This is a genomic window from Blastococcus sp. SYSU DS1021 (assembly GCF_054050995.1).
Window position 1 is genome coordinate 40,969 of sequence record NZ_JBJHAL010000002.1, and the last position, 18,788, is coordinate 59,756.

The 18,788-nt window shown below is 72.9% G+C and carries 17 protein-coding genes and 1 tRNA gene; 7 read left to right on the top strand and 11 right to left on the bottom strand.

Annotated features, from left to right (window positions below; all coding sequences use genetic code 11):
* Window positions 1-5 precede the first annotated feature (5 nt).
* Window positions 6-2,591 (top strand): valine--tRNA ligase, encoded by a 2,586-nt coding sequence (gene valS / locus ACI8AP_RS01770; protein WP_456587607.1) that lies wholly within the window; start codon window positions 6-8, stop codon window positions 2,589-2,591.
* Between the two features lie 82 nt (window positions 2,592-2,673).
* Here the strand turns inward: valS and ACI8AP_RS01775 are convergent, their stop codons facing one another.
* Window positions 2,674-3,204, bottom strand: a complete 531-nt coding sequence (locus tag ACI8AP_RS01775; protein ID WP_456587608.1) for a DUF1697 domain-containing protein — start codon at window positions 3,202-3,204, stop codon at window positions 2,674-2,676.
* A 199-nt stretch (window positions 3,205-3,403) separates the two neighbouring features.
* On the opposite strand from ACI8AP_RS01775, the gene ACI8AP_RS01780 reads away from it, so the two are divergent.
* Window positions 3,404-4,315 carry a DUF559 domain-containing protein gene (locus ACI8AP_RS01780; protein WP_456587609.1) on the top strand — a complete coding sequence of 304 codons (912 nt, stop codon included), beginning with the start codon at window positions 3,404-3,406 and terminating at the stop codon, window positions 4,313-4,315.
* Window positions 4,316-4,523: 208 nt separating this feature from the next.
* Here the strand turns inward: ACI8AP_RS01780 and clpX are convergent, their stop codons facing one another.
* From clpX to ACI8AP_RS01810, 6 genes are all read right to left on the bottom strand, one after another.
* Window positions 4,524-5,798: an ATP-dependent Clp protease ATP-binding subunit ClpX gene (gene clpX / locus ACI8AP_RS01785; protein WP_456587610.1), complete on the bottom strand. Its 1,275-nt coding sequence runs from the start codon at window positions 5,796-5,798 to the stop codon at window positions 4,524-4,526.
* Window positions 5,799-6,093: 295 nt separating this feature from the next.
* Window positions 6,094-6,723: an ATP-dependent Clp protease proteolytic subunit gene (locus ACI8AP_RS01790; RefSeq protein WP_456587611.1), complete on the bottom strand. Its 630-nt coding sequence runs from the start codon at window positions 6,721-6,723 to the stop codon at window positions 6,094-6,096.
* 19 nt (window positions 6,724-6,742) lie between these two features.
* Window positions 6,743-7,381, bottom strand: coding sequence for an ATP-dependent Clp protease proteolytic subunit (locus ACI8AP_RS01795; RefSeq protein WP_456587612.1), 639 nt, complete (start codon window positions 7,379-7,381; stop codon window positions 6,743-6,745).
* Between the two features lie 299 nt (window positions 7,382-7,680).
* Window positions 7,681-9,135 (bottom strand): trigger factor, encoded by a 1,455-nt coding sequence (gene tig, locus ACI8AP_RS01800; protein ID WP_456587613.1) that lies wholly within the window; start codon window positions 9,133-9,135, stop codon window positions 7,681-7,683.
* A 132-nt stretch (window positions 9,136-9,267) separates the two neighbouring features.
* Window positions 9,268-9,341, bottom strand: a tRNA-Pro gene (locus tag ACI8AP_RS01805).
* Window positions 9,342-9,390: 49 nt separating this feature from the next.
* Complete coding sequence (locus tag ACI8AP_RS01810; RefSeq protein WP_456587614.1) at window positions 9,391-10,845, bottom strand: amidase; 1,455 nt, start codon at window positions 10,843-10,845, stop codon at window positions 9,391-9,393.
* A 147-nt stretch (window positions 10,846-10,992) separates the two neighbouring features.
* On the opposite strand from ACI8AP_RS01810, the gene ACI8AP_RS01815 reads away from it, so the two are divergent.
* The 3 genes from ACI8AP_RS01815 (at window position 10,993) to ACI8AP_RS01825 (ending at window position 14,093) form a co-directional block, all read left to right on the top strand.
* Complete coding sequence (locus ACI8AP_RS01815; protein ID WP_456587615.1) at window positions 10,993-12,927, top strand: alpha/beta hydrolase; 1,935 nt, start codon at window positions 10,993-10,995, stop codon at window positions 12,925-12,927.
* A gap of 336 nt (window positions 12,928-13,263) precedes the next feature.
* Window positions 13,264-13,551 (top strand): helix-turn-helix transcriptional regulator, encoded by a 288-nt coding sequence (locus ACI8AP_RS01820; RefSeq protein ID WP_456587616.1) that lies wholly within the window; start codon window positions 13,264-13,266, stop codon window positions 13,549-13,551.
* A complete protein-coding gene (locus tag ACI8AP_RS01825) occupies window positions 13,548-14,093 on the top strand; it encodes a hypothetical protein (RefSeq protein WP_456587617.1) in 546 nt (181 codons plus the stop codon). Before ACI8AP_RS01820 ends, ACI8AP_RS01825 begins: the two co-directional genes overlap by 4 nt.
* A gap of 110 nt (window positions 14,094-14,203) precedes the next feature.
* Here ACI8AP_RS01825 and ACI8AP_RS01830 read toward each other — a convergent pair whose 3' ends face one another.
* Entirely contained in the window at window positions 14,204-14,353 is a 150-nt protein-coding gene (locus ACI8AP_RS01830; protein ID WP_456587813.1) for a hypothetical protein, read from the bottom strand.
* A 106-nt stretch (window positions 14,354-14,459) separates the two neighbouring features.
* Between ACI8AP_RS01830 and ACI8AP_RS01835 the strand changes: the two genes are divergently transcribed.
* Window positions 14,460-14,846 carry a hypothetical protein gene (locus tag ACI8AP_RS01835; RefSeq protein ID WP_456587618.1) on the top strand — a complete coding sequence of 129 codons (387 nt, stop codon included), beginning with the start codon at window positions 14,460-14,462 and terminating at the stop codon, window positions 14,844-14,846.
* Between the two features lie 9 nt (window positions 14,847-14,855).
* Here ACI8AP_RS01835 and ACI8AP_RS01840 read toward each other — a convergent pair whose 3' ends face one another.
* Window positions 14,856-15,551 carry a DUF2306 domain-containing protein gene (locus ACI8AP_RS01840; RefSeq protein WP_456587619.1) on the bottom strand — a complete coding sequence of 232 codons (696 nt, stop codon included), beginning with the start codon at window positions 15,549-15,551 and terminating at the stop codon, window positions 14,856-14,858.
* A 329-nt stretch (window positions 15,552-15,880) separates the two neighbouring features.
* Between ACI8AP_RS01840 and ACI8AP_RS01845 the strand changes: the two genes are divergently transcribed.
* Window positions 15,881-16,750, top strand: a complete 870-nt coding sequence (locus ACI8AP_RS01845; protein ID WP_456587620.1) for an alpha/beta fold hydrolase — start codon at window positions 15,881-15,883, stop codon at window positions 16,748-16,750.
* A 236-nt stretch (window positions 16,751-16,986) separates the two neighbouring features.
* Here ACI8AP_RS01845 and ACI8AP_RS01850 read toward each other — a convergent pair whose 3' ends face one another.
* Window positions 16,987-17,646 carry a response regulator gene (locus tag ACI8AP_RS01850; RefSeq protein ID WP_456587621.1) on the bottom strand — a complete coding sequence of 220 codons (660 nt, stop codon included), beginning with the start codon at window positions 17,644-17,646 and terminating at the stop codon, window positions 16,987-16,989.
* Window positions 17,643-18,764 (bottom strand): sensor histidine kinase, encoded by a 1,122-nt coding sequence (locus tag ACI8AP_RS01855; RefSeq protein WP_456587622.1) that lies wholly within the window; start codon window positions 18,762-18,764, stop codon window positions 17,643-17,645. Before ACI8AP_RS01855 ends, ACI8AP_RS01850 begins: the two co-directional genes overlap by 4 nt.
* Window positions 18,765-18,788: the final 24 nt, after the last annotated feature.

An 18,788-nucleotide genomic window follows, 5' to 3' on the forward strand; every position in this document is an offset into this window, starting at 1 on the left:
GTGACATGGTTCCCGACATCGCGCCCCCGGACACGACTGCCCCGGCTGCGACCGTCGGCGTACCCGACCGGCCGACCGTCGACGGGCTCGAGGACAAGTGGATCGCCCGCTGGACGGAGCAGGACACCTACGGCTTCGACCGCGCCGCCGCGCTGGCCGCGCCGCGCGAGCAGATCTGGTCGATCGACACCCCGCCGCCGACCGCCAGCGGCTCGCTGCACGTGGGCCACGTCTTCAGCTACACCCACACCGACATCGTCGCCCGCTACCAGCGGATGCGCGGCAAGCACGTCTACTACCCGATGGGCTGGGACGACAACGGCCTGCCCACCGAGCGGCGGGTGCAGAACTACTACGGCGTCCGGTGCGACCCGGCGCTGCCCTACGACCCGTCCTTCGAGCCGCCCGCGAAGCCCGGCAAGGACCAGGTGCCGATCTCGCGGCGCAACTTCGTCGAGCTGTGCATGCAGCTCACGGAGGAGGACGAGGCCGAGTTCGAGAAGCTGTGGCGCCGCGTGGGTCTGTCGGTGGACTGGACGAACGTCTACCGGACGATCTCGGAGTCCTCCCGGGCCACCGCCCAGCGGATGTTCCTGCGCAACCTCGCCCGCGGCGAGGCCTACGCCCAGGAGGCGCCGACCCTCTGGGACGTCACCTTCCGCACCGCCGTCGCCCAGGCCGAGCTCGAGGACCGGGAGCGCCCCGGCGCCTACCACCGGATCGCCTTCTCCGGCCCCGAGGGCCCGGTGTTCATCGAGACCACCCGCCCGGAGCTGCTGCCGGCCTGCGTCGCGCTGGTCGCCCACCCCGACGACGAGCGCTACCAGCCGCTGTTCGGCAAGACGGTCCGGACGCCGGTCTTCGGCGTCGAGGTGCCGGTCGTCGCCCACCGCCTCGCCGAGCCGGACAAGGGTTCGGGCATCGCGATGATCTGCACCTTCGGCGACCTCAACGACGTCACCTGGTGGCGCGAGCTGCAGCTGCCGACCCGCGCGATCGTCGGCTGGGACGGCCGGATCCTGGCCGAGCCGCCGGCCGACGTCCCCGCGGAGCCGTACGCGGAGCTCGCCGGGAAGACCGTCTTCAGCGCGCAGCAGCGCATCGTGGAGATGCTCCGGGAGTCCGGCGACCTGGAGGGCGACCCGAAGCCGATCACCCACCCGGTGAAGTTCTTCGAGAAGGGCGAGCGCCCGCTGGAGATCGTCACCACCCGCCAGTGGTACATCCGCAACGGCGGCCGCGACGGCGACCTGCGCGACGCCCTCGTCGCCCGCGGCCGGGAGATCCAGTGGGTGCCCGAGCACATGCGGCACCGCTACGACAACTGGGTCGAGGGCCTCAACGGCGACTGGCTGATCAGCCGCCAGCGCTTCTTCGGGGTGCCCTTCCCGGTCTGGTACCGGCTCGACGAGGCGGGTGAGCCCGACTTCGAGAACCCGATCCTCGCGGCCGAGGAGTCGCTGCCGGTCGACCCGTCCTCCGACGTGCCGCCCGGCTTCGACGAGGCGCAGCGCGGGCACCCCGGCGGCTTCATGGCCGACCCCGACGTCATGGACACCTGGGCGACCTCCTCGCTGTCGCCGCAGGTGGCGTCGGGCTGGGACACCGACCCGGAGCTGTTCGCCAAGGTCTTCCCGATGGACCAGCGGCCGCAGGCGCACGACATCATCCGCACCTGGCTGTTCTCCACCGTCGTCCGCGCGCACTTCGAGCACGGCACGGTGCCGTGGACGCACGCCACCATCTCCGGCTTCGTGGTCGACCCCGACCGCAAGAAGATGTCGAAGTCCAAGGGCAACGCGACGACGCCGATCGACGTGCTGGAGCGGTACGGCACCGACGCGGTGCGCTGGCGCGCGGCCGGGGCGCGCCCGGGTGCGGACTCGCCGTTCGACGAGGCGCAGATGAAGGTCGGCCGCCGGCTGGCCATGAAGATCCTCAACGTCGGCAAGTTCGTCCTGGGCCTGGGCGCCTCGGCGGCGCTGACTGCCGACGACGTCACCGAGCCGATCGACCGGGCGCTGCTCGCCGGGCTGGCCGGCGTCGTCGACGAGGCGACCGCGGCGATGGAGGCGTTCAACTACACCCGCGCCCTCGAGGTCGCAGAGGCGTTCTTCTGGTCGTTCTGCGACGACTACGTGGAGCTGGTGAAGTCCCGCGCCTACCGGTCGGATGCGGCCGCGACCTCCGCGCAGGCGGCGCTGGCGATCGCCCTGGACGTCCAGCTGCGGCTGTTCGCCCCGGTGCTGCCGTTCGTCACCGAGGAGGTCTGGTCGTGGTGGCAGACCGGCTCGGTGCACCGGGCGCTGTGGCCGACCGCGACCGAGCTGCCGACCGGGGGCGACCCCGCGGTGGTCTCGGTGGCCGCGGCCGCGCTGGCCGGGGTACGCAAGGCGAAGTCCGACGCCAAGCAGTCGATGCGCGCCGAGGTGGAGACGGCGACCGTCACCGCCCCGGCCGCGCAGGTGCCCGCGCTTGAGGCGGCGCGCTCGGACCTGGTCGACGCCGGCCGGATCCAGACGCTGACCGTGCGCCCGGGCGAGGGTGAGCTCACCGTGGACGTCGTCCTCGCGCCGGCCCCGGAGGCCTGACCCCGCCGGCCGTCGTAGCGATGTGCGGCGGGGGCGCGTTCCGTCGGCTGGAACGCGCCCCCGGCGCACATCGGTAACCGCATCAGCGGGTCAGCTCGACCAGCTTCGTGACCGTGTTCCAGTTCCGGTTGGTGCCGACCTGGCCGAGGATGCGGTCCCACTTCCACCCGCCCATGGCGCTGCCCTGCATGCCTTCCGGCAGCCAGAGGTAGACCTCCCGGCCGCGGACCACGTACTCGCCCCCCTCGGCCGTCGGCGCCGCCGCCACGCGCTCGGGATCCAGCGGCTCGGGGAAGAACGTGACCGAGTAGCGAGCGTGGTCGTCGGCGAGGTGGCCCAGCGGATCGACGGCCAGGACCTCGGCGAGCTCGTCCGCCGTCCGCACCACCACGGGGACGTCGAGGGCGAAGTGCTGGGCGATGGCCGCGGTCAGGTCGGCGGCGAGCTCGGCCTCGGGCAGCGCGCTGTCGAGGATGACGTTCCCACTGGCCAGGTGCGTGCGGACGGCGCCGTACCCGCGTTCGGTGAGGACCTCGCGCAACCGCGGCATCGAGACCCGGCGCGTGGCGCCCAGGTTGATCGCCCGCAGCAGCGCCCCGTAGCGGGTGGTCACACCGAGACGCTACCGCTACCGCCGCCGCGGTCCGACAGGCAGCGGGCGCCGCGTCCGCGGCGGCTGACTCCACGGGCGTTGTCCCTCCGGCGGACATCCGGGCGGCCGCGACGCCCATCACGGGGCCAACGCTTCCGACGTCGTCCACAGGTTCGCCGGAGCTGCCCCGCGCCAGGACCACGGCCAGCAGGCTGGGCCGGTGCACGACATCCTCCGGCTGCTCGACCCGATGCGGGTGGCCTCGACCGCGGCCCTCGCGCAGCACGTCGACCCGCGCACGATCAGCCGGTGGCTGGCCTCCGGCCGGCTCGTGCGGCTGCACCCCGGCTGGGTCACCGTCCCGCAGCTCGCCGATGACTGGGCGGTGCGCGCCCATGCCGCCACGTCCTACTGCGGCGGGCCGCTCAGCCACTGGAGCGCGCTCGCGGTCCACGGCCTCGGGGAGGAGTACACGCAGCTGGACGTCACGGGGCCGGCGGGATCGAGGGTCCGGACCACCCGGTGGGTGCGCGTCCACCGGAGCCGGACACCGCTCGGCCTGACCGCTGCGCGCGGCTTGGTGACGACCCCGGTCCCCCGGGCTCTGGTCGACACCTGGGGCGATGCCCATTGCGCGACGGCGATGCGGGCCTCCCCCGGACTCGCCAGAGCCGCGGTGCTCCGTGCGGTGCAGCGCCGGAGCGTGGATGCGGCCGAGGTGACGGGCGAGCTGGCCCGTCACCCGAACCTGCCCGGGCGGTCCGCACTGCACGAGCTGCTGGCGCTCGTCGCGGGCGGTAGCCACAGCGAGCTGGAGATCTTCGGCCTCCAGCACATCCTCACCGTTCCCGGTCTCCCGGAGTGCCGGCGCCAGCACCGGGTCCTCCTGCCGGAAGGGCCGGTTCTCCTGGACGCGGCCTGGCCCGAGGTCCGGCTGGCGGTCGAGCTGGACGGGGCGGCGTTCCACGGGTCGGAGGACGCGCGCGAACGGGACCTCCGCCGGGACGCTTCCCTCGCCGCGCTCGGGTGGCAGACGCTGCGGTTCAGCTACCGGCGGGCCACCTCGGAGCCGGCCAGCTGCCGCGCGCAGATCGCTCAGATCTACCGGCAGCGACTCGGCGTCGTCCCGTGACCGGACATCTGGTCGTCCGGAATGCCGCGTACCGGGACAACGCCCCTGCTCCGAGCGGGAGGGCGGCGGGGCGGCGGGGCGGCGGGGCGGCGGGGCGGCGGGGCGGCGGGGCGGCGCGAGCAGACACCCGCGGCGAGGGCTGAACGGGGCGAGAACACCGCGAGCCCGCCCCTGATGTCGGGGACGGGCTCGCGGCGTCAGCTGCGGATCAGGCCGACTTCTCGCGGGGGGCGCGGGAGGGCTTGCGCGGGACGATCGTCGGGTTGACGTGCTCCAGCACGACCTCCTTGGTGATCACCACGGAGGCGACGTCCTCACGGCTGGGGATGTCGTACATCACCGACTGGAGCACCTCCTCCATGATCGCGCGGAGTCCACGGGCGCCGGTGCCGCGGAGGATCGCCTGGTCGGCGACGGCCTCGAGCGCGTCGTCGGTGAACTCCAGCTCCACGCCGTCGAGCTCGAACAGCTTCCGGTACTGGCGCACCAGGGCGTTCTTCGGCTGGGTCAGGATGTTGATCAGCGCCTGACGGTCCAGCTTCCGCACGCTGGTGATGACCGGCAGCCGGCCGATGAACTCCGGGATCATGCCGAACTTCAGCAGGTCCTCGGGCATGACCTCGGCGAAGGCGTTGGCGTCCTCGATCTCCTGCTTGCCGCGGATCTCCCCGGCGAAGCCGATGCCCTGCTTGCCGGCGCGCGCCTCGATGACCTGCTCCAGGCCGGCGAAGGCACCGCCCACGATGAACAGCACGTTCGTCGTGTCGATCTGGATGAACTCCTGGTGCGGGTGCTTGCGGCCACCCTGCGGCGGCACCGACGCCGTCGTCCCCTCGAGGATCTTCAGCAGCGCCTGCTGCACGCCCTCGCCGGAGACGTCGCGGGTGATCGACGGGTTCTCGCTCTTGCGGGCGATCTTGTCGACCTCGTCGATGTAGATGATGCCGGTCTCGGCCCGCTTGACGTCGTAGTCGGCGGCCTGGATCAGCTTCAGCAGGATGTTCTCGACGTCCTCGCCGACGTAGCCGGCCTCGGTGAGGGCGGTGGCATCCGCGATGGCGAACGGCACGTTGAGCATCCGCGCCAGCGTCTGGGCGAGGTGCGTCTTGCCGCAGCCGGTGGGGCCGATCAGCAGGATGTTGGACTTGGCCAGCTCGACGGCGTCCTCGCGGGAGGCGCGGTCACCGCCGGCCTGGATCCGCTTGTAGTGGTTGTAGACCGCGACCGAGAGCGTCTTCTTGGCCTTGTCCTGGCCGATGACGTACTGGTCGAGGAAGTCGTGGATCTCCTTGGGCTTCGGCAACTCGTCGAACTTCAGGTCCGACGACTCCGAGAGCTCTTCCTCGATGATCTCGTTGCAGAGATCGATGCACTCGTCGCAGATGTAGACCCCGGGGCCAGCGATGAGCTTCTTGACCTGCTTCTGGCTCTTCCCGCAGAACGAGCACTTGAGCAGGTCACCGCTCTCACCGATTCGTGCCACCTGCTGACCTCCACCTCGACAGTCGCCGGTCCTGGTGCCAGGTACCCGCGGGTTGGACCCTGCTGAAGATTTCTGCCCCGTTCGACCTCGCTGACAGGCTGCCCCGCGAGGCTCTCCTCCCAGCGCTTCCGGCCGGGGATCGGGCGTTCGCCGAACGTACCTGCCGCCGCGGACGAGGTGAGGCAATGACTCACCCGGTTCGTCCGTGGCCGTCCCTCATCTGTCCCGTCGTGCCCTTCGACCTCCGACGGTACGGGCCGAACACGCGCCTCGCGCGTCCCCGGCCCGTACCGGATCAGGCGGTGGGGAGGGCGTTGAGCTTGCGGCTCTGGATCACCTGGTCGACGATCCCGTACTCCTTGGCCTCCTCGGCCGTGAGGATCTTGTCCCGGTCGATGTCCTTGCGGACCTGCTCCTGGCTGCGGCCGGTGTGCCGGGCGAGGATCTGCTCCATCTGGGTGCGCACCCGCTCGATCTCGGCGGCGTGGATCTCCAGGTCGGAGACCTGGCCGCCGGCCTCGCCGGAGGGCTGGTGGATCAGCACGCGGGAGTACGGCAGCGCCAGCCGCTTGCCCGGCGTCCCGGCCGCGAGCAGCACCGCGGCGGCCGAGGCGGCCTGGCCCATGCAGACGGTCTGGATGTCGGGCCGGACGAACATCATCGTGTCGTAGATGGCCATCAGCGAGGTGAAGGAGCCACCGGGCGAGTTGATGTAGATGGTGATGTCGCGGTCCGGGTCGGCCGACTCGAGCGTGATCAGCTGCGCCATCACGTCGTTGGCCGACGCGTCGTCGACCTGCACCCCGAGGAAGATGATGCGCTCCTCGAAGAGCTTGTTGTAGGGGTTGGACTCCTTCATGCCGTAGCTCGTGCGCTCCACGAAGGAGGGCAGGATGTAACGGCTGGAGGGCATCTGGAAGCTCATGGGGTTCTCCTCCGAACCGTCAGTTGTCCGAGACCGGGTTGGCCGAGTCGGTCATCGTCGCGCGGCTGACCACGTGGTCGACGAAGCCGTACTCGAGGGCCTCCTGCGCGGTGAACCAGCGGTCGCGGTCGGAGTCCTCGATGATCCGCTCGACGGTCTGCCCGGTGAGCTGCGCCTGCAGCTCCGACAGCTCCTGCTTGGTCCGCCGGAACAGGTCGGCCTGGATGGCGATGTCCGAGGCCGTGCCCCCGACGCCGGCCGAGGGCTGGTGCATCAGGATCCGCGCGTGCGGCAGGGCGTAGCGCTTGCCCTTGGTGCCGGCGGTCAGGAGGAACTGGCCCATCGAGGCGGCCAGGCCCATCCCGTAGGTGGCGACGTCGCAGTCGATGAACTGCATCGTGTCGTAGATGGCCATACCGGCGGTCACCGAGCCACCGGGCGAGTTGATGTAGAGGTGGATGTCGCTCTTGGGGTCCTCGGCGGAGAGCAGCAGCATCTGGGCGACGAGCTGGTTGGCGATGACGTCGTCGACCTGGGTGCCCAGGAAGATGATGCGCTCGCGGAGCAGGCGCTCGTAGACCGAGTCGTTGAGGTTCATCCCCCCGGCCGCGGCGCGCAGCATCGGCGCGCCGGCCAGGTTCGGGTCGGTGGTGCTCACGGGTGCGGTGACCTCCGTAGGACGCGTGTCGTGGCAAGTCGGTCTCGGTGCGGTGCGGGCCCGGTTCGGCCCTCCGGGGGGCGGTACCCCTCGGCGATCGCCTGAGTCCTCTCGACCCTAACGCGGACCTGCGACGGGACAGTCCCCGTGGCGGCGGTGTTCGCCGTCGGCGCAGCGACCGGCCCCGGAACGCCGCGACGCCGCCCCGCCCAGGTGGGCGGAACGGCGTCGTCGGTGCACCGGCCCCCTCCCGAGACTCACCGCGAGCGTGCTCGTGGTGAGGAGGAGGGGGTCCTCTTTCAGGCCTTGGTGACGTCCTCGGTGTCCTCGGTCGCCCCTTCGGCGGCCTCGGTGGCGACGGCCTGGACGGCGATGTCGTCGTCCTCGGCCGGCTCCTCCTCGGCGGGGGTCTCCTCGGCGGGCGCCTGGACCGTCTTCGGCCGCAGGGCCTCCAGGTCGACGTTCCGGCCGGACTCGTCGGTGATCGTCGTCTGCTCGAGCAGCTGGGCCAGGGTCTTGGTGCGGCGGACGTCGGCGACGAACTCGGCGATGTTGCCGCTCTGCTGCAGCTGCTGCGCGAACTGCTCCGGGCTCATCCGGTTGCGCTGCGCCTGCGCCATGATCTGCGCCGAGAGGTCGTCGTTGTCGACGGTGACCTCACGGGCGTCGGCGATGGCGTCGAGGATGAACTGCGTCTTGACCGCCTGCTCGACGTTCTTCCGCTGGTCGGCCTCGTAGTCCTCGCGGCTCTCCACGCCCGACATCTGCAGGAAGGCGTCCCAGTCCATGCCGGCCTGCTGGAGCTCCCGCTCGAAGGCCTGGTTGCGCCACTGCACCTCGCGCTCGACCAGGTTCTCGGGGATGGGCACCTCGATGGTCTCGACCAGGTGCTCGACGAGCTTGTCGCGCGCCTGGGCGCCCTGCTGGATCACCTTGGAGCGGGCCAGCCGGGTGCGGACGTCCTCGCGCAGCTCCTCGAGGGTGTCGAACTCGCTGGCGGTCTGGGCGAACTCGTCGTCCAGCTCCGGGAGCTCCTTCTCCTTCACCGAGCGGACGGTGACGGTGACGTCGGCCTGCCGGCCGGCGTCGGGGCCCGACAGCAGGGCGGTCTGGAAGGTCGCCGACTCGTCGGCGGACAGCCCGCGGACGGCGTCGTCGAGGCCCTCCATGAGGTTGCCGGAGCCGACCTCGTAGGACATGCCGGTGGTGGAGCCGTCCTCCAGCACCTCGCCGTCGAGCTTGGCTTCCAGGTCGATGGAGACGAAGTCGCCGTCCTGCGCGGGGCGCTCGACGCCGGTGAGCATCGAGAAGCGCTCGCGCATGACGTCGACCTGCTGGTCGATCTCCTCGTCGGTGACCTCGACGTCGTCGACGGTCACGGCCAGGGAGTCGAGCTCCGGCAGTTCGAGCTGCGGGGCGACGTCGACCTCGGCGGTGAAGGCGAGGGTGTCGTTGTCGTCGAGGCGGGTGACCTCGATGTCGGGCTGGCCCAGGACGCGGACCTGGTTCTCGCGGATGACCTCGGAGTAGATCTCCGGAACGGCGTGCTGGACGACCTGCTCCAGGACGACGGGCCGGCCGAGCCGCTGGTCGAGCACGCGGTTGGGGACCTTGCCGGGGCGGAACCCGGGAACGCGGACCTGCTTGCCCAGCTCCTTGTAGACCTCACCGAAGGCGTGGTCCAGGTCCCCCCACGGCACCTCGATCGCCATCCGGACCCGCGTGGGGCCCAGTTCCTCGATGGTGCTCTTCACAGCGGCAGTGCTCCTCGGTGAGACAGTGGTGTGCAGGCGGCCACGACGACGGTGGCGCCGGGTCGACCCCCGAGTCTAGAGACGTCCGGGGCACGCGCGCGGTGGCGGGATGCGGGCATCGCGCTCGTCCGGTCGGGGTGACAGGATTTGAACCTGCGGCCCCCTGCTCCCAAAGCAGGTGCGCTACCAAGCTGCGCCACACCCCGTGGCCGCCCGAGTCTAGGCGTCGCCCGGCCGCCGGCCAGGGCTGGTCGGTCAGGCGGAGACCCGAGGACGGCGGTCGGCCCACGGCGCGGCCTGCTCGAGCGCGGCGGCCACCCGCACCAGCACGTCCTCCCGGCCGACGGCGGCGACCAGCTGGACGCCGACCGGCAGGCCCTCGTCGGTGCGGTGCAGGGGCAGGCTGATCGCCGGCTGACCGGTCACGTTGAACTGCGCGGTGCACGGCATGAGGCTGTTGATCCGCCGGCCCTCCTGCTTCGGCCCGGCCGCGGTGAACCAGCCGAGCTCCGGCGGCGGGGCGGCGATGGTCGGCGTCACCAGGAGGTCGAAGCCCTCCCCGCCCAGCTCCTGCGGCGCCCACCACCGGGCCATGCGGCGGGTCCAGGCGCCGAGCCAGGTGCGGGCGCCGAGGTAGTGCTCGGCGGAGAGCTTCCGGGCGACGGCGCGGTACATGACGTTGCGCGGCTCGAGCTCGTCGTCCTGGATCGGCCGGCGCAGCGCCGAGCGCTCGAGCGCGGAGAGGGTGAGCGCGACGTCGGCGGCGATGGTGGTGGTGAAGAAGCGCGGGAACTGCGGGTCGAACATCGCCCCCGGCGTGCCGGGCCCGACGTCGCAGCCGAGGTCCGCGAGCAGCCGGCCGGCGTGCTCCACCGCGGCCCGGCACGCGGGGTCGTCGAGGTACTGCTCCCCCGGGTCGGCGTCGAGCAGCCCCACCCGCAGCCGGCCCACCGGCGCACCCACCTCGTCGGCCAGCGGCCGGGGCAGCGGCGGGGCGGCGTACGGATCGCCGGGCATGGGCCCGGCGATCGTGTCGAGGACGGCGGCCGTGTCCCGCACCGTGCGGGTGACGACGCCGTCGATGGTGGCGCCGGCCCAGCTCTCCCCCACCTCCGGCCCCTGGCTGACCCGGGCCCGCGTGGGCTTGAGCCCGACCAGCCCGCACTCCGATGCCGGGATGCGGATCGAGCCGCCGCCGTCGTTGGCGTGGGCGACCGGCACCAGTCCGGCGGCGACCGCCGCGGCCGACCCGCCGCTGGAGCCGCCGGTCGACCGGCTGGGGTCCCACGGGTTGCGGGCCGGTGGGTTGGCGGCCGGCTCGGTGGTGATCGTCGTCCCGAACTCGGGCACGTTGGTGCGGCCGAGGACGACGAAGCCCGCCGCGCGGAAGCGTTGCGCGAGGTGGCTGTCGACGCGCCAGCGCACGTCGGCGTCCCGCAGGAACGACGTCCCGTAGTGCGTGGCCTCGCCGGCGACGTGGCAGCCGAGGTCCTTGAGCAGCAGCGGCACACCGCGGAACGGGCCGTCCGGGAGCTCGCCGCGCGCCTCGGCGCGGGCGGCGTCGAACCGGTCGCGGACCACGGCGTCCAGCTGCGGGTTCACCCGCTCGATCCGCTCGATCGCGGCGTCGACGAGATCGGCGGGGGTGGCCTGTCCGGTGCGGACCAGCTCCGCCTGCGCGGTGGCGTCCAGCCACGTGGTGTCGGTCACCCGGCGCACGCTAGCCGGACTGACCACGGACTTTGTAGCGACGGTCGAGCAGGAGTCATGGAACCGGCCTGTGCTGCACCGCCTCGCGCAGTCGATGATGGGGTGCGCGTCCGGCACACGACCACCCCGGTGCACACGGAGAGGGCCATGACGAGTCGTCGAGCAGCACTGCTGTTGGTTCCACTGCTGGCCGTCGGTGCCTGCACGAGCAGCGGCGACGACGACGCCGCGGGAGGTGACACGAGCCCCACCACGGCCGCCGAGGTCGAGATGGGCGCCTGCGAGTTCGACGTGCCTGCGGGGGTGGAGATCGACTGCGGCACGCTGCCCGTCCCGGCCGACCGCGACGACCCCGGCTCCGGGGAGATCCAGCTCGCCTTCGGCATCGTCCACAGCGACTCCGCCAGCCCGGCGGACGACCCCGTCGTCTACCTGTCGGGCGGGCCTGGCCAGAGCACGCTGGAGCTCGTGCCGCAGGGGTTCGGCCAGCTCTACGAGCCGCTCACCGCGAACCGGGACCTCGTGCTCGTCGACCAGCGCGGCACCGGGCTGACCGAACCGTCGCTGGCCTGCGACGAGTACAGCTCGTGGGTCCAGGAGTCACTCGGCTCCGACCTGCCCCCGGAGGAGCTGGAGGCCCAGGCCGTCGAGTCCCTGGAGGAGTGCCGCCAGCGCCTGGTCGACGAGGGCATCGACTTCGCCGACTACAACAGCGCCGCCTCGGCCGCCGACCTCGAGGACCTGCGCCTCGCTCTCGGCTACGACGAGTGGAACCTCTACGGGATCTCCTACGGCACGCGGCTGGCCCAGACCGTGATGCGCGACCACCCCGACGGCATCCGGTCGGTGGTGCTGGACGCCGCCTACCCGATCGACGCCGACCTCTACGAGGAGACGCCCGGCAACGCCGTCCGGGCGATGGAGGCCCTGTTCGCCACGTGCGCCGACGACGCCGGGTGCGCCGCGCAGTACCCCGAGCTCGAGCAGACGTTCCAGGGCCTGGTCGACGAGCTGAACGCCGCGCCGGCCCCGATCACCGTGGTCGATCCGACGAACGGGCAGCGCATCGAGGACGAGCTCGACGGGGACTCGCTGGTCGGCTTCCTCTTCCAGACCCTCTACTCCACGGAGCTGGTGCCGCACCTGCCGGAGATCATCGCCGCGGCGGACGACGGCGAGTTCGGAACGATCGGCCTGCTGCTCGGCGCGCTCTCCCAGCAGCTCGAGCTGGTCAGCATCGGGCAGCAGCTGGCCGTCCAGTGCCAGGAGGAGGTCGCCTTCGCCGCTGAGGAGGAGGTCGCCGCGGCTGCCGCCGAGCACCCGCTGGTGGAGGGCTTCTTCGAGGGCGCGCCGACGCTGGGCCCCGGCGTCTTCGACGTCTGCGCCTCGTGGGACGCCGGCGAGCCGGGCGCCGGCGCGAACGAGTCCGTGGCCAGCGACATCCCGGCGCTGGTGCTCGCCGGCGACCTGGACCCGATCACGCCGCCGCGGTGGGGCGAGGAGATCGCCGCGGAGCTGCCGAACAGCGTCTTCGTCCGGTTCCCCTTCACCGGGCACGGCGCGGTGCCCAGCCACGACTGCGCGGTGCAGATCGCCGAGGAGTTCCTGGACGATCCCCGCAGCGAGCCGGCGACCGACTGCGTCGACGACATCGAGCCACCGGCCTTCACCGCGGATGACGTCCAGATCGAGATGACGTCGTTCGAGAGCGAGGAGCTGGGCCTCACCGGACAGCGGCCGAGCGGCTGGACCGAGGTGATCCCCGGTGTGTGGCAGGACTCGGTGCTGGTCTCCCTGACCCAGCAGGTCGTCCCCGGGGCGACCGCCGACCAGCTTCTCCAGCAGTTGGCGGCTCAGCTCGGCACCGACCAGCCACCCCAGCCGGTCGAGCAGCTGTCGACGGAGGCCGCCACCTGGGACCTCTACCAGCTGGAGGACCTCGGGCAGCGCGTCGAACTGGCGCTCGCCGACACCTCGGACGGCCTGCTGGTGGTCCAGCTGACGACCAGTCCGGCTCGGGCTGACGTCCATCGCGAGCAGGTCTTCCTGCCGGCCGTCGAAGCGCTGGCCCCGCAGTCCTGAGCCGGGCGCCCGGTCCCCCACCTGTCGGTCGGTGACGCCCGCGCTCCGCTCGTCGCGGACCTGAGGCAGGTCTCGCACGACGGGCGGAGATACGGCCAGGCAGAGAGCCCGTTCGCCCCTCCGGCTGGATCCCGGTGACCACGACTGATCACGCGGAGGGCCCGAGATCGTGCCGGCGGCGATCCGCCGGCGCCTCCGCGACCGTCGACGACGTCGGCCAGGCGAGCGTCTACTGGGGCGCGCACCGGCCGCCAGCGGCGGTAGTTGGCGCGTCACAGCCCGAGACCCCACGTTGGCACGCTTGTCGATTCGTTGCGTATCCGCAACACTTCGTGCATGCCAAGCAAGAACGCGGTCGGTGAGGGTGGCAAGGGGCTGCACAACCGCCTCGCGGTGCTCCGCGCCGAGCGAGGCCTCAGCCGTCGGGAGCTCGCCGAGGCCGTGGGCATCAACTCTCAGACAGTCGGCTTCCTCGAGCGCGGCGACTACGGACCCTCGGTGGAGCTCGCCCTGCGCTTGGCCGGCTACTTCGACCTGCCGGTCGAGGCGATCTTCTCCCTCACCCCGTTCCCCGCCATGTCCGCGCAGCTCTACTCACCTCGCACGACAGGAGCGAACCCATGAGCACCTCCCGCCCCACCACGGCCCAGCGCAGCGCCGAGCTGCGCGCCGCGGCTCAGGCCCGCATGCAGCAGAAGCGCCAGCGCCCTCTACCCGGCTGGCTGACCGCCCCCGGCCGGCGCCGCGCTCTGGCCCTGGTGCCTGCGATCATCTTCACCGTCGGGGTGGTCGCCGCCGTCCTCGCCGACACCCTCGGCCTCCTGCTCATGATGCTCGTAGCCGTCCTCGGCATGGCCGGCGTCCTCGTGCTGCGCCGGGCGACGCAGATGCTCGATGCCGCGCCCGAGGTCCTGCTCGACGAGCGTGAGATCAGCCAGCGCGACCGCGGGTACCGAGACGCCTTCCATCTGACGCTGGCCTTCTTGTTCGTGCTGTGGGTGCTGGCCATCGCGGACGGGGTCGCCACCAAGACCGGGACCACCGGCCTGTTCGACGGGGACGGTTGGATCTACCTCACCCTCGCGTCCTTCTTCACGATCTCCACGCTCCCCGCCGCGGCCCTGACCTGGCGCTGGCAGGCACCCCTGGACGACCAGGACGACTGACCGACACCGCACCCCGACCACAACCCATGGCCCGCTCCGCACGCGGGTTCTGGCCGAAGACCACGGCCGCCGACTGCTTCCCGCGTCTCCGCGCGATCGAAGGCGCACCGCTATCCGAAGGCAGGGTCGTCGGCGTGGATGTCGACCGCGGCGTTGATCAGGTGCGCGTCGTCCCAGTCGAGCTCGCCCTGCGCTTGGCCTGCCACCAGCTCTGCCTGCGCGGTGGCGCCCATCCAGGTGCCCGCGGTCGCACCGGGCACCGTAGCGGCGGCCTCCGGATCCGATCCGCGGGAGGCGTCGCCGGCCGTTAGCCTGCCGGGGAGCGCACGGGCGGTCGGAGCGCGCCCCAGGGACGGAGGCCTCGCGGTGGAGATCGACGACGACGGCCTCGGCCCGGCCACTCCCCCGCCGCCGCCGGAGTTCGGCGTGCTGCCCGCGGCCGCGGCGCTGGTGCGTCTCCCGTTCGACCTGGTGGTGCTGGTCGGCTACGCCGTGCGCGAGCTCCCGCTGCTGGTGCAGGACGTGCGCAGCACGGTCAACGACGTCGCCCGGCTGGTGCACCACGGCGAGCGGGGCGGCGCGCTGCAGGAGCTGCTCGACAGCCTCGCGCGCGCGGCCCGGGCGGACAGCGCTGGAGCGCTCACGCACCTGCTGCGGTCGGCCGGCGACCTGGCCGCGGTGCGGGCCGAGGTCGAGCGGCAGCGCCTCGTGCTCGGGGACGTCGATCCCGCCCAGGACCGCGGAGACGGCTGACGCCGCCGGTCACCCGAACTGCTCGACCGGCGCCGTCTGCAGGCCGGTCGCGGTGGGCAGCCGCCGGCCGGCCGGGCGACGGCGGATCAGCCACTCGGCGACCGCCAGGTTGATCAGCCAGCCGGCGCCCATGGTGAGGGCCTCGGCCGTCGGGCCCGGTGCGCCGGCCACGACCAGCCAGAAGCCGGCGGTGAACACCTGCGTGCCGGCGCCGAGCCCGAGGGCGTAGCCGCGCAGCATCCAGGCCCGGTGCCGGCGGATGTCGCGGCGCAGGACGGCGGTGACACCGAGAACGATGGCCACGGCCATCCCGGCCCCGGCGGCCGCACGGAAGACCGTGAGCAGCCCGCTGTCGGCGCCGGTGATCACGGCGGTGAGCCAGAGCCCGCTGAGTGCGGCGACGAGGCCGACCGGGGCGACGATCCGCCCGGTCACCCGATGCCAGCGGGGTCGGCGTCCCCGCGTGCCCGGCACGAACTGGAAGGCGCCGACCACGGTGAACACCAGCGCGCTCATGATGTGCACCACGAGCGGCACCGGCGCGGCCGCCGAGCGCGGCGGTTCGGGGAGCGCTGCCGCACCTCCGGAGAGCTCGATGAGCCGGGCGGCACCGGCGAGGAGTGGCACGAGGGCCAGGGCGATCAGGGCGGCGGGCACCAGCCACCGCCGCCGGGGGCGGGGCGTTGTCCGGAGTGCTGCGGTCATGCACCCGATCCTCGGGACGGCGCCGCCGCAGGTCATCGCCGGAAAGACCGGTTCCCGGGTCCTCCTTTGGTCGGAGCCTGTCGGCGAGCGTCAGGTTTGCGGCGTGCGAGCAACCAACTTGCGGCGGCGTCCGTGCGTGAGAACGCGGTGGCGAGCGTCCTCGATGGGCTTCGCGCCGTCCGGGTTCCCACCGGGGTGGCGCTGGTTTCATCCGAGGACCGTCAGAAGCGCACCCCGGGGCATCGACTGAACGTGCCGGTGTAGCTGGCACCCTGACTGGGCTCGTGGCGGTCGCCCCGAGCCACCGCCGTCGAAGGAACGCCACATCCGTGCCCCGCCCCCTGTACCGCAGCGACACCGCCCACCAGGAGATCCGGGCGTGGTGCATCCGGCGCCTGACCGACTGGGACACCGCACACCAGCGGACCGTCGTGGACACCACACTGGGCCAGACCCATCTGCTCAGCGCCGGGAGCGGCGACACCACGGTGCTGTACCTGCCCGGAACCAACTTCAACGCAGCGACCAGCCTGCCGCTGCTGGCCGCGCTCGCCTCCGAGCACCGGGTCGTCGCCGCCGATGTGCCCGGGCAGCCCGGGCTCTCCGCCGGCGCCCGGCCCGGGGGTGACCGGATGGCCGCCTACGGCGCCTGGGTCGGCGAACTGGTCGAGCACCTGCGCACCGATCGCGCGGTGCTGATGGGCCACTCGCTGGGCGCTGCGATCGCCCTGGCTGCCCAGCCGGCCGGCGTCGCCGGACTGGTGCTGGTGGACCCTGCGGGGCTGGTCCGGCTGCGGGTGGGATCGGCGGTCCTCGCGGCTACGGTGCCCTGGCTGCTGCGGCCGACCCCGGCGCGCAGCGCCCGTCTGCTGCAGCACCTGCACGCTCCCACCCGGCGTCCTGCGGATGACGCCGTGGAGTGGATGACCCTGGTCGCCCGGGGCACTCGCACGGCCGGTGCACCAGCGCCCCTGCCGGCGGCGACGGTGCGGCGCTGGCGAGCAGTCCCCCGTCGGGTGCTCTCCGGAGAGAAGGACTGCTTCCTGCCGGTGCCGCGCCTGCGGGCCTCCGTACGCACCCAGCTCGACACCGAGGTCCAGCTGCTGCCCGACGCCGGGCACCTCGCCCCTGATGAGCAGCCGGAGCAGATCGTCGCAGCAGTGACGAGCCTCGTTCGGCGGGACGCCGGAGGCTGCTGACCGACCCACAGGGCGCAGGAAGCCGTTCTCCCGCACCGGCTCGCAGACCGGCCCGGGTCACCGAGGTGGCGCCATGCGGCGGGCTCCTGCCGGGGCTGAGACGGCAGCCGATGCCATCTGGCGCCGCCCCGAGGCAGCGTTCTCACGCACGCGGTCACAGCTCGATGCACGCGAAGACTGCGGTCGCGCTTGCGCAAACGCGCAAGTGACGCTCGCCGACAGAGCCGCCGGCCGGTCTACCGGCGCGGCACGCGCCGCGTCTCGTACGCCCAGATCGCGATCTCCACCCGGTTCCGGACGCCGAGCTTCGCCATGAGGCTGCCGACGTGCGTCTTCACCGTGCTCAGCGTGATGTGCAGCTCGCGGGCGATCTCGTCGTTCGACCGGCCGCGCGCGACGGCGGAGAGGACCTCCTCCTCCCGGTCGGTGAGCGGGTCGATCGGCTGGGCGGGCGAGGCGGCGGGGCCGGCGCCGGCGAAGGCGTCGAGCAGCCGGGCGGTGACGCTCGGGGCGATCAGCGCGTCCCCGCGGGCGGCGGCGTGCACGGCCTGGGACAGCAGGTCGGGCCCGGCGTCCTTGAGCAGGAAACCCCGGGCGCCGGCGCGCAGCGCGGCGTAGACGTACTCGTCGAGGTCGAAGGTCGTGATGACGACGACGGGGATCGGATCGGGAACGTCCGGGCCGGCGAGCCGGCGGGTGGCCTCGAGGCCGTCGGTGCCGGGCATGCGGATGTCGAGCAGGCAGACGTCGGGGCGCAGCCGGCGGGCCAGGTCGACGGCCGCCGCGCCGTCCGCGGCCTCGCCGACGACCTCGATGCCGGGCTGGGCGTCGAGGATCATCCGCAGGCCGGTGCGCACGATTTCCTGGTCGTCGGCGACGAGCACCCGCACGGTCACGCGGGCCCCCGCCGGGGCAGCTCGGCGCGGACGGTCCAGCCGCCGTCGGGCCTTGGGCCGGCGTCGAAGGTGCCGCCGAGCAGGGAGACGCGCTCGGCCATGCCGCGCAGGCCGAACCCGGGGGCGCCCGGCGCGGGCGCGCCGTCGCCGTCGTCGCTGACCAGCAGGTTCACCCGGGCATCGTCGACGATCACCCGGACGTCGACGCGGGTGGCGCGCCGGGCGTGCCGGCGCGCGTTGGTGACCGACTCCTGGGTCAGGCGGTAGACGGCGGCCGCCACGGACGGGGCGACGGCGTCCGCGTCGCCGGTCACCTGGACGTCGACGGGCAGGCCGTTCCCGTCGGCAAGGGGGGCCAGGTCGGCGAGCCCCGGGGTGGGCGCGAGCTCGGCGGGCCCGTCGCGGCGGAGCGCGCGGACCATGCCTCGCATCTCGGCGAGGGTGGTGGCCGCCTCCTTCTCGATGAGCTCGAGCGCGTCGACCGCGGCCTCCGGGCGCGTGGCCGCGGTGGCCAGGCCGGCCTGCGCGCGGACGGCGATCGCCGAGACGTGGTGGGCGACGGTGTCGTGCAGGTCGCGGGCGAGGTGCTCCCGTTCGCGCGAGGCGACCTGGTCGAGCTCGCGGGCCCGGGCACGCGCCCGGAAGCGGGCGGCCGCGCCGAGAGCCAACGAGGAGAGCAGGACGGCGGCGCCGCCGATGGCGTCGCCAGGTGTGGCCGAGCCGAGGATCAGCGAGACGACGGCGCCGGCCAGCAGGACGGCGAGCCCGGCCAGCGCCTGGGCGCCCGAGCCCCAGCGCACGACCGCGTACGGCAGCAGCAGCCCGAACGCGGCGGTGTACACGCCGTCGGGGTCGCCGGTGCCGGCGGCGAGCACGGCCAGCACGCCGAACCAGGCGATGAGCACGGGCACCGGCTGCGTGCGGCGCCAGAGCAGGAGCGGGGCGAGCGCGCAGAGGACGGCGACCTGCAGCCAGCGGGAGGGCAGGTCGGGCCGGAGCAGCCCCTCGAGCACGGCGGCGACCGGGACGAGGGCGGCCAGCAGCCAGTCCCGCCAGCTCCGGGCGGGGGCGTCCGGCGGCCTCGGCTCGCGCCAGACCGAGCGCAGCAGGGCGTTCACGCCGGTCACCGTACGAGCCCGGAC

What these genes read in the sequence shown, in the direction of transcription:
- valS (WP_456587607.1), top strand. Translation starts at nt 6, where the DNA reads ATGGTTCCCGACATCGCGCCCCCGGACACGACTGCCCCGGCTGCGACC.
- ACI8AP_RS01790 (WP_456587611.1), bottom strand. Translation starts at nt 6,723, where the DNA reads ATGAGCTTCCAGATGCCCTCCAGCCGTTACATCCTGCCCTCCTTCGTG.
- ACI8AP_RS01815 (WP_456587615.1), top strand. Translation starts at nt 10,993, where the DNA reads ATGACGAGTCGTCGAGCAGCACTGCTGTTGGTTCCACTGCTGGCCGTC.
- ACI8AP_RS01820 (WP_456587616.1), top strand. Translation starts at nt 13,264, where the DNA reads ATGCCAAGCAAGAACGCGGTCGGTGAGGGTGGCAAGGGGCTGCACAAC.
- ACI8AP_RS01825 (WP_456587617.1), top strand. Translation starts at nt 13,548, where the DNA reads ATGAGCACCTCCCGCCCCACCACGGCCCAGCGCAGCGCCGAGCTGCGC.
- ACI8AP_RS01840 (WP_456587619.1), bottom strand. Translation starts at nt 15,551, where the DNA reads ATGACCGCAGCACTCCGGACAACGCCCCGCCCCCGGCGGCGGTGGCTG.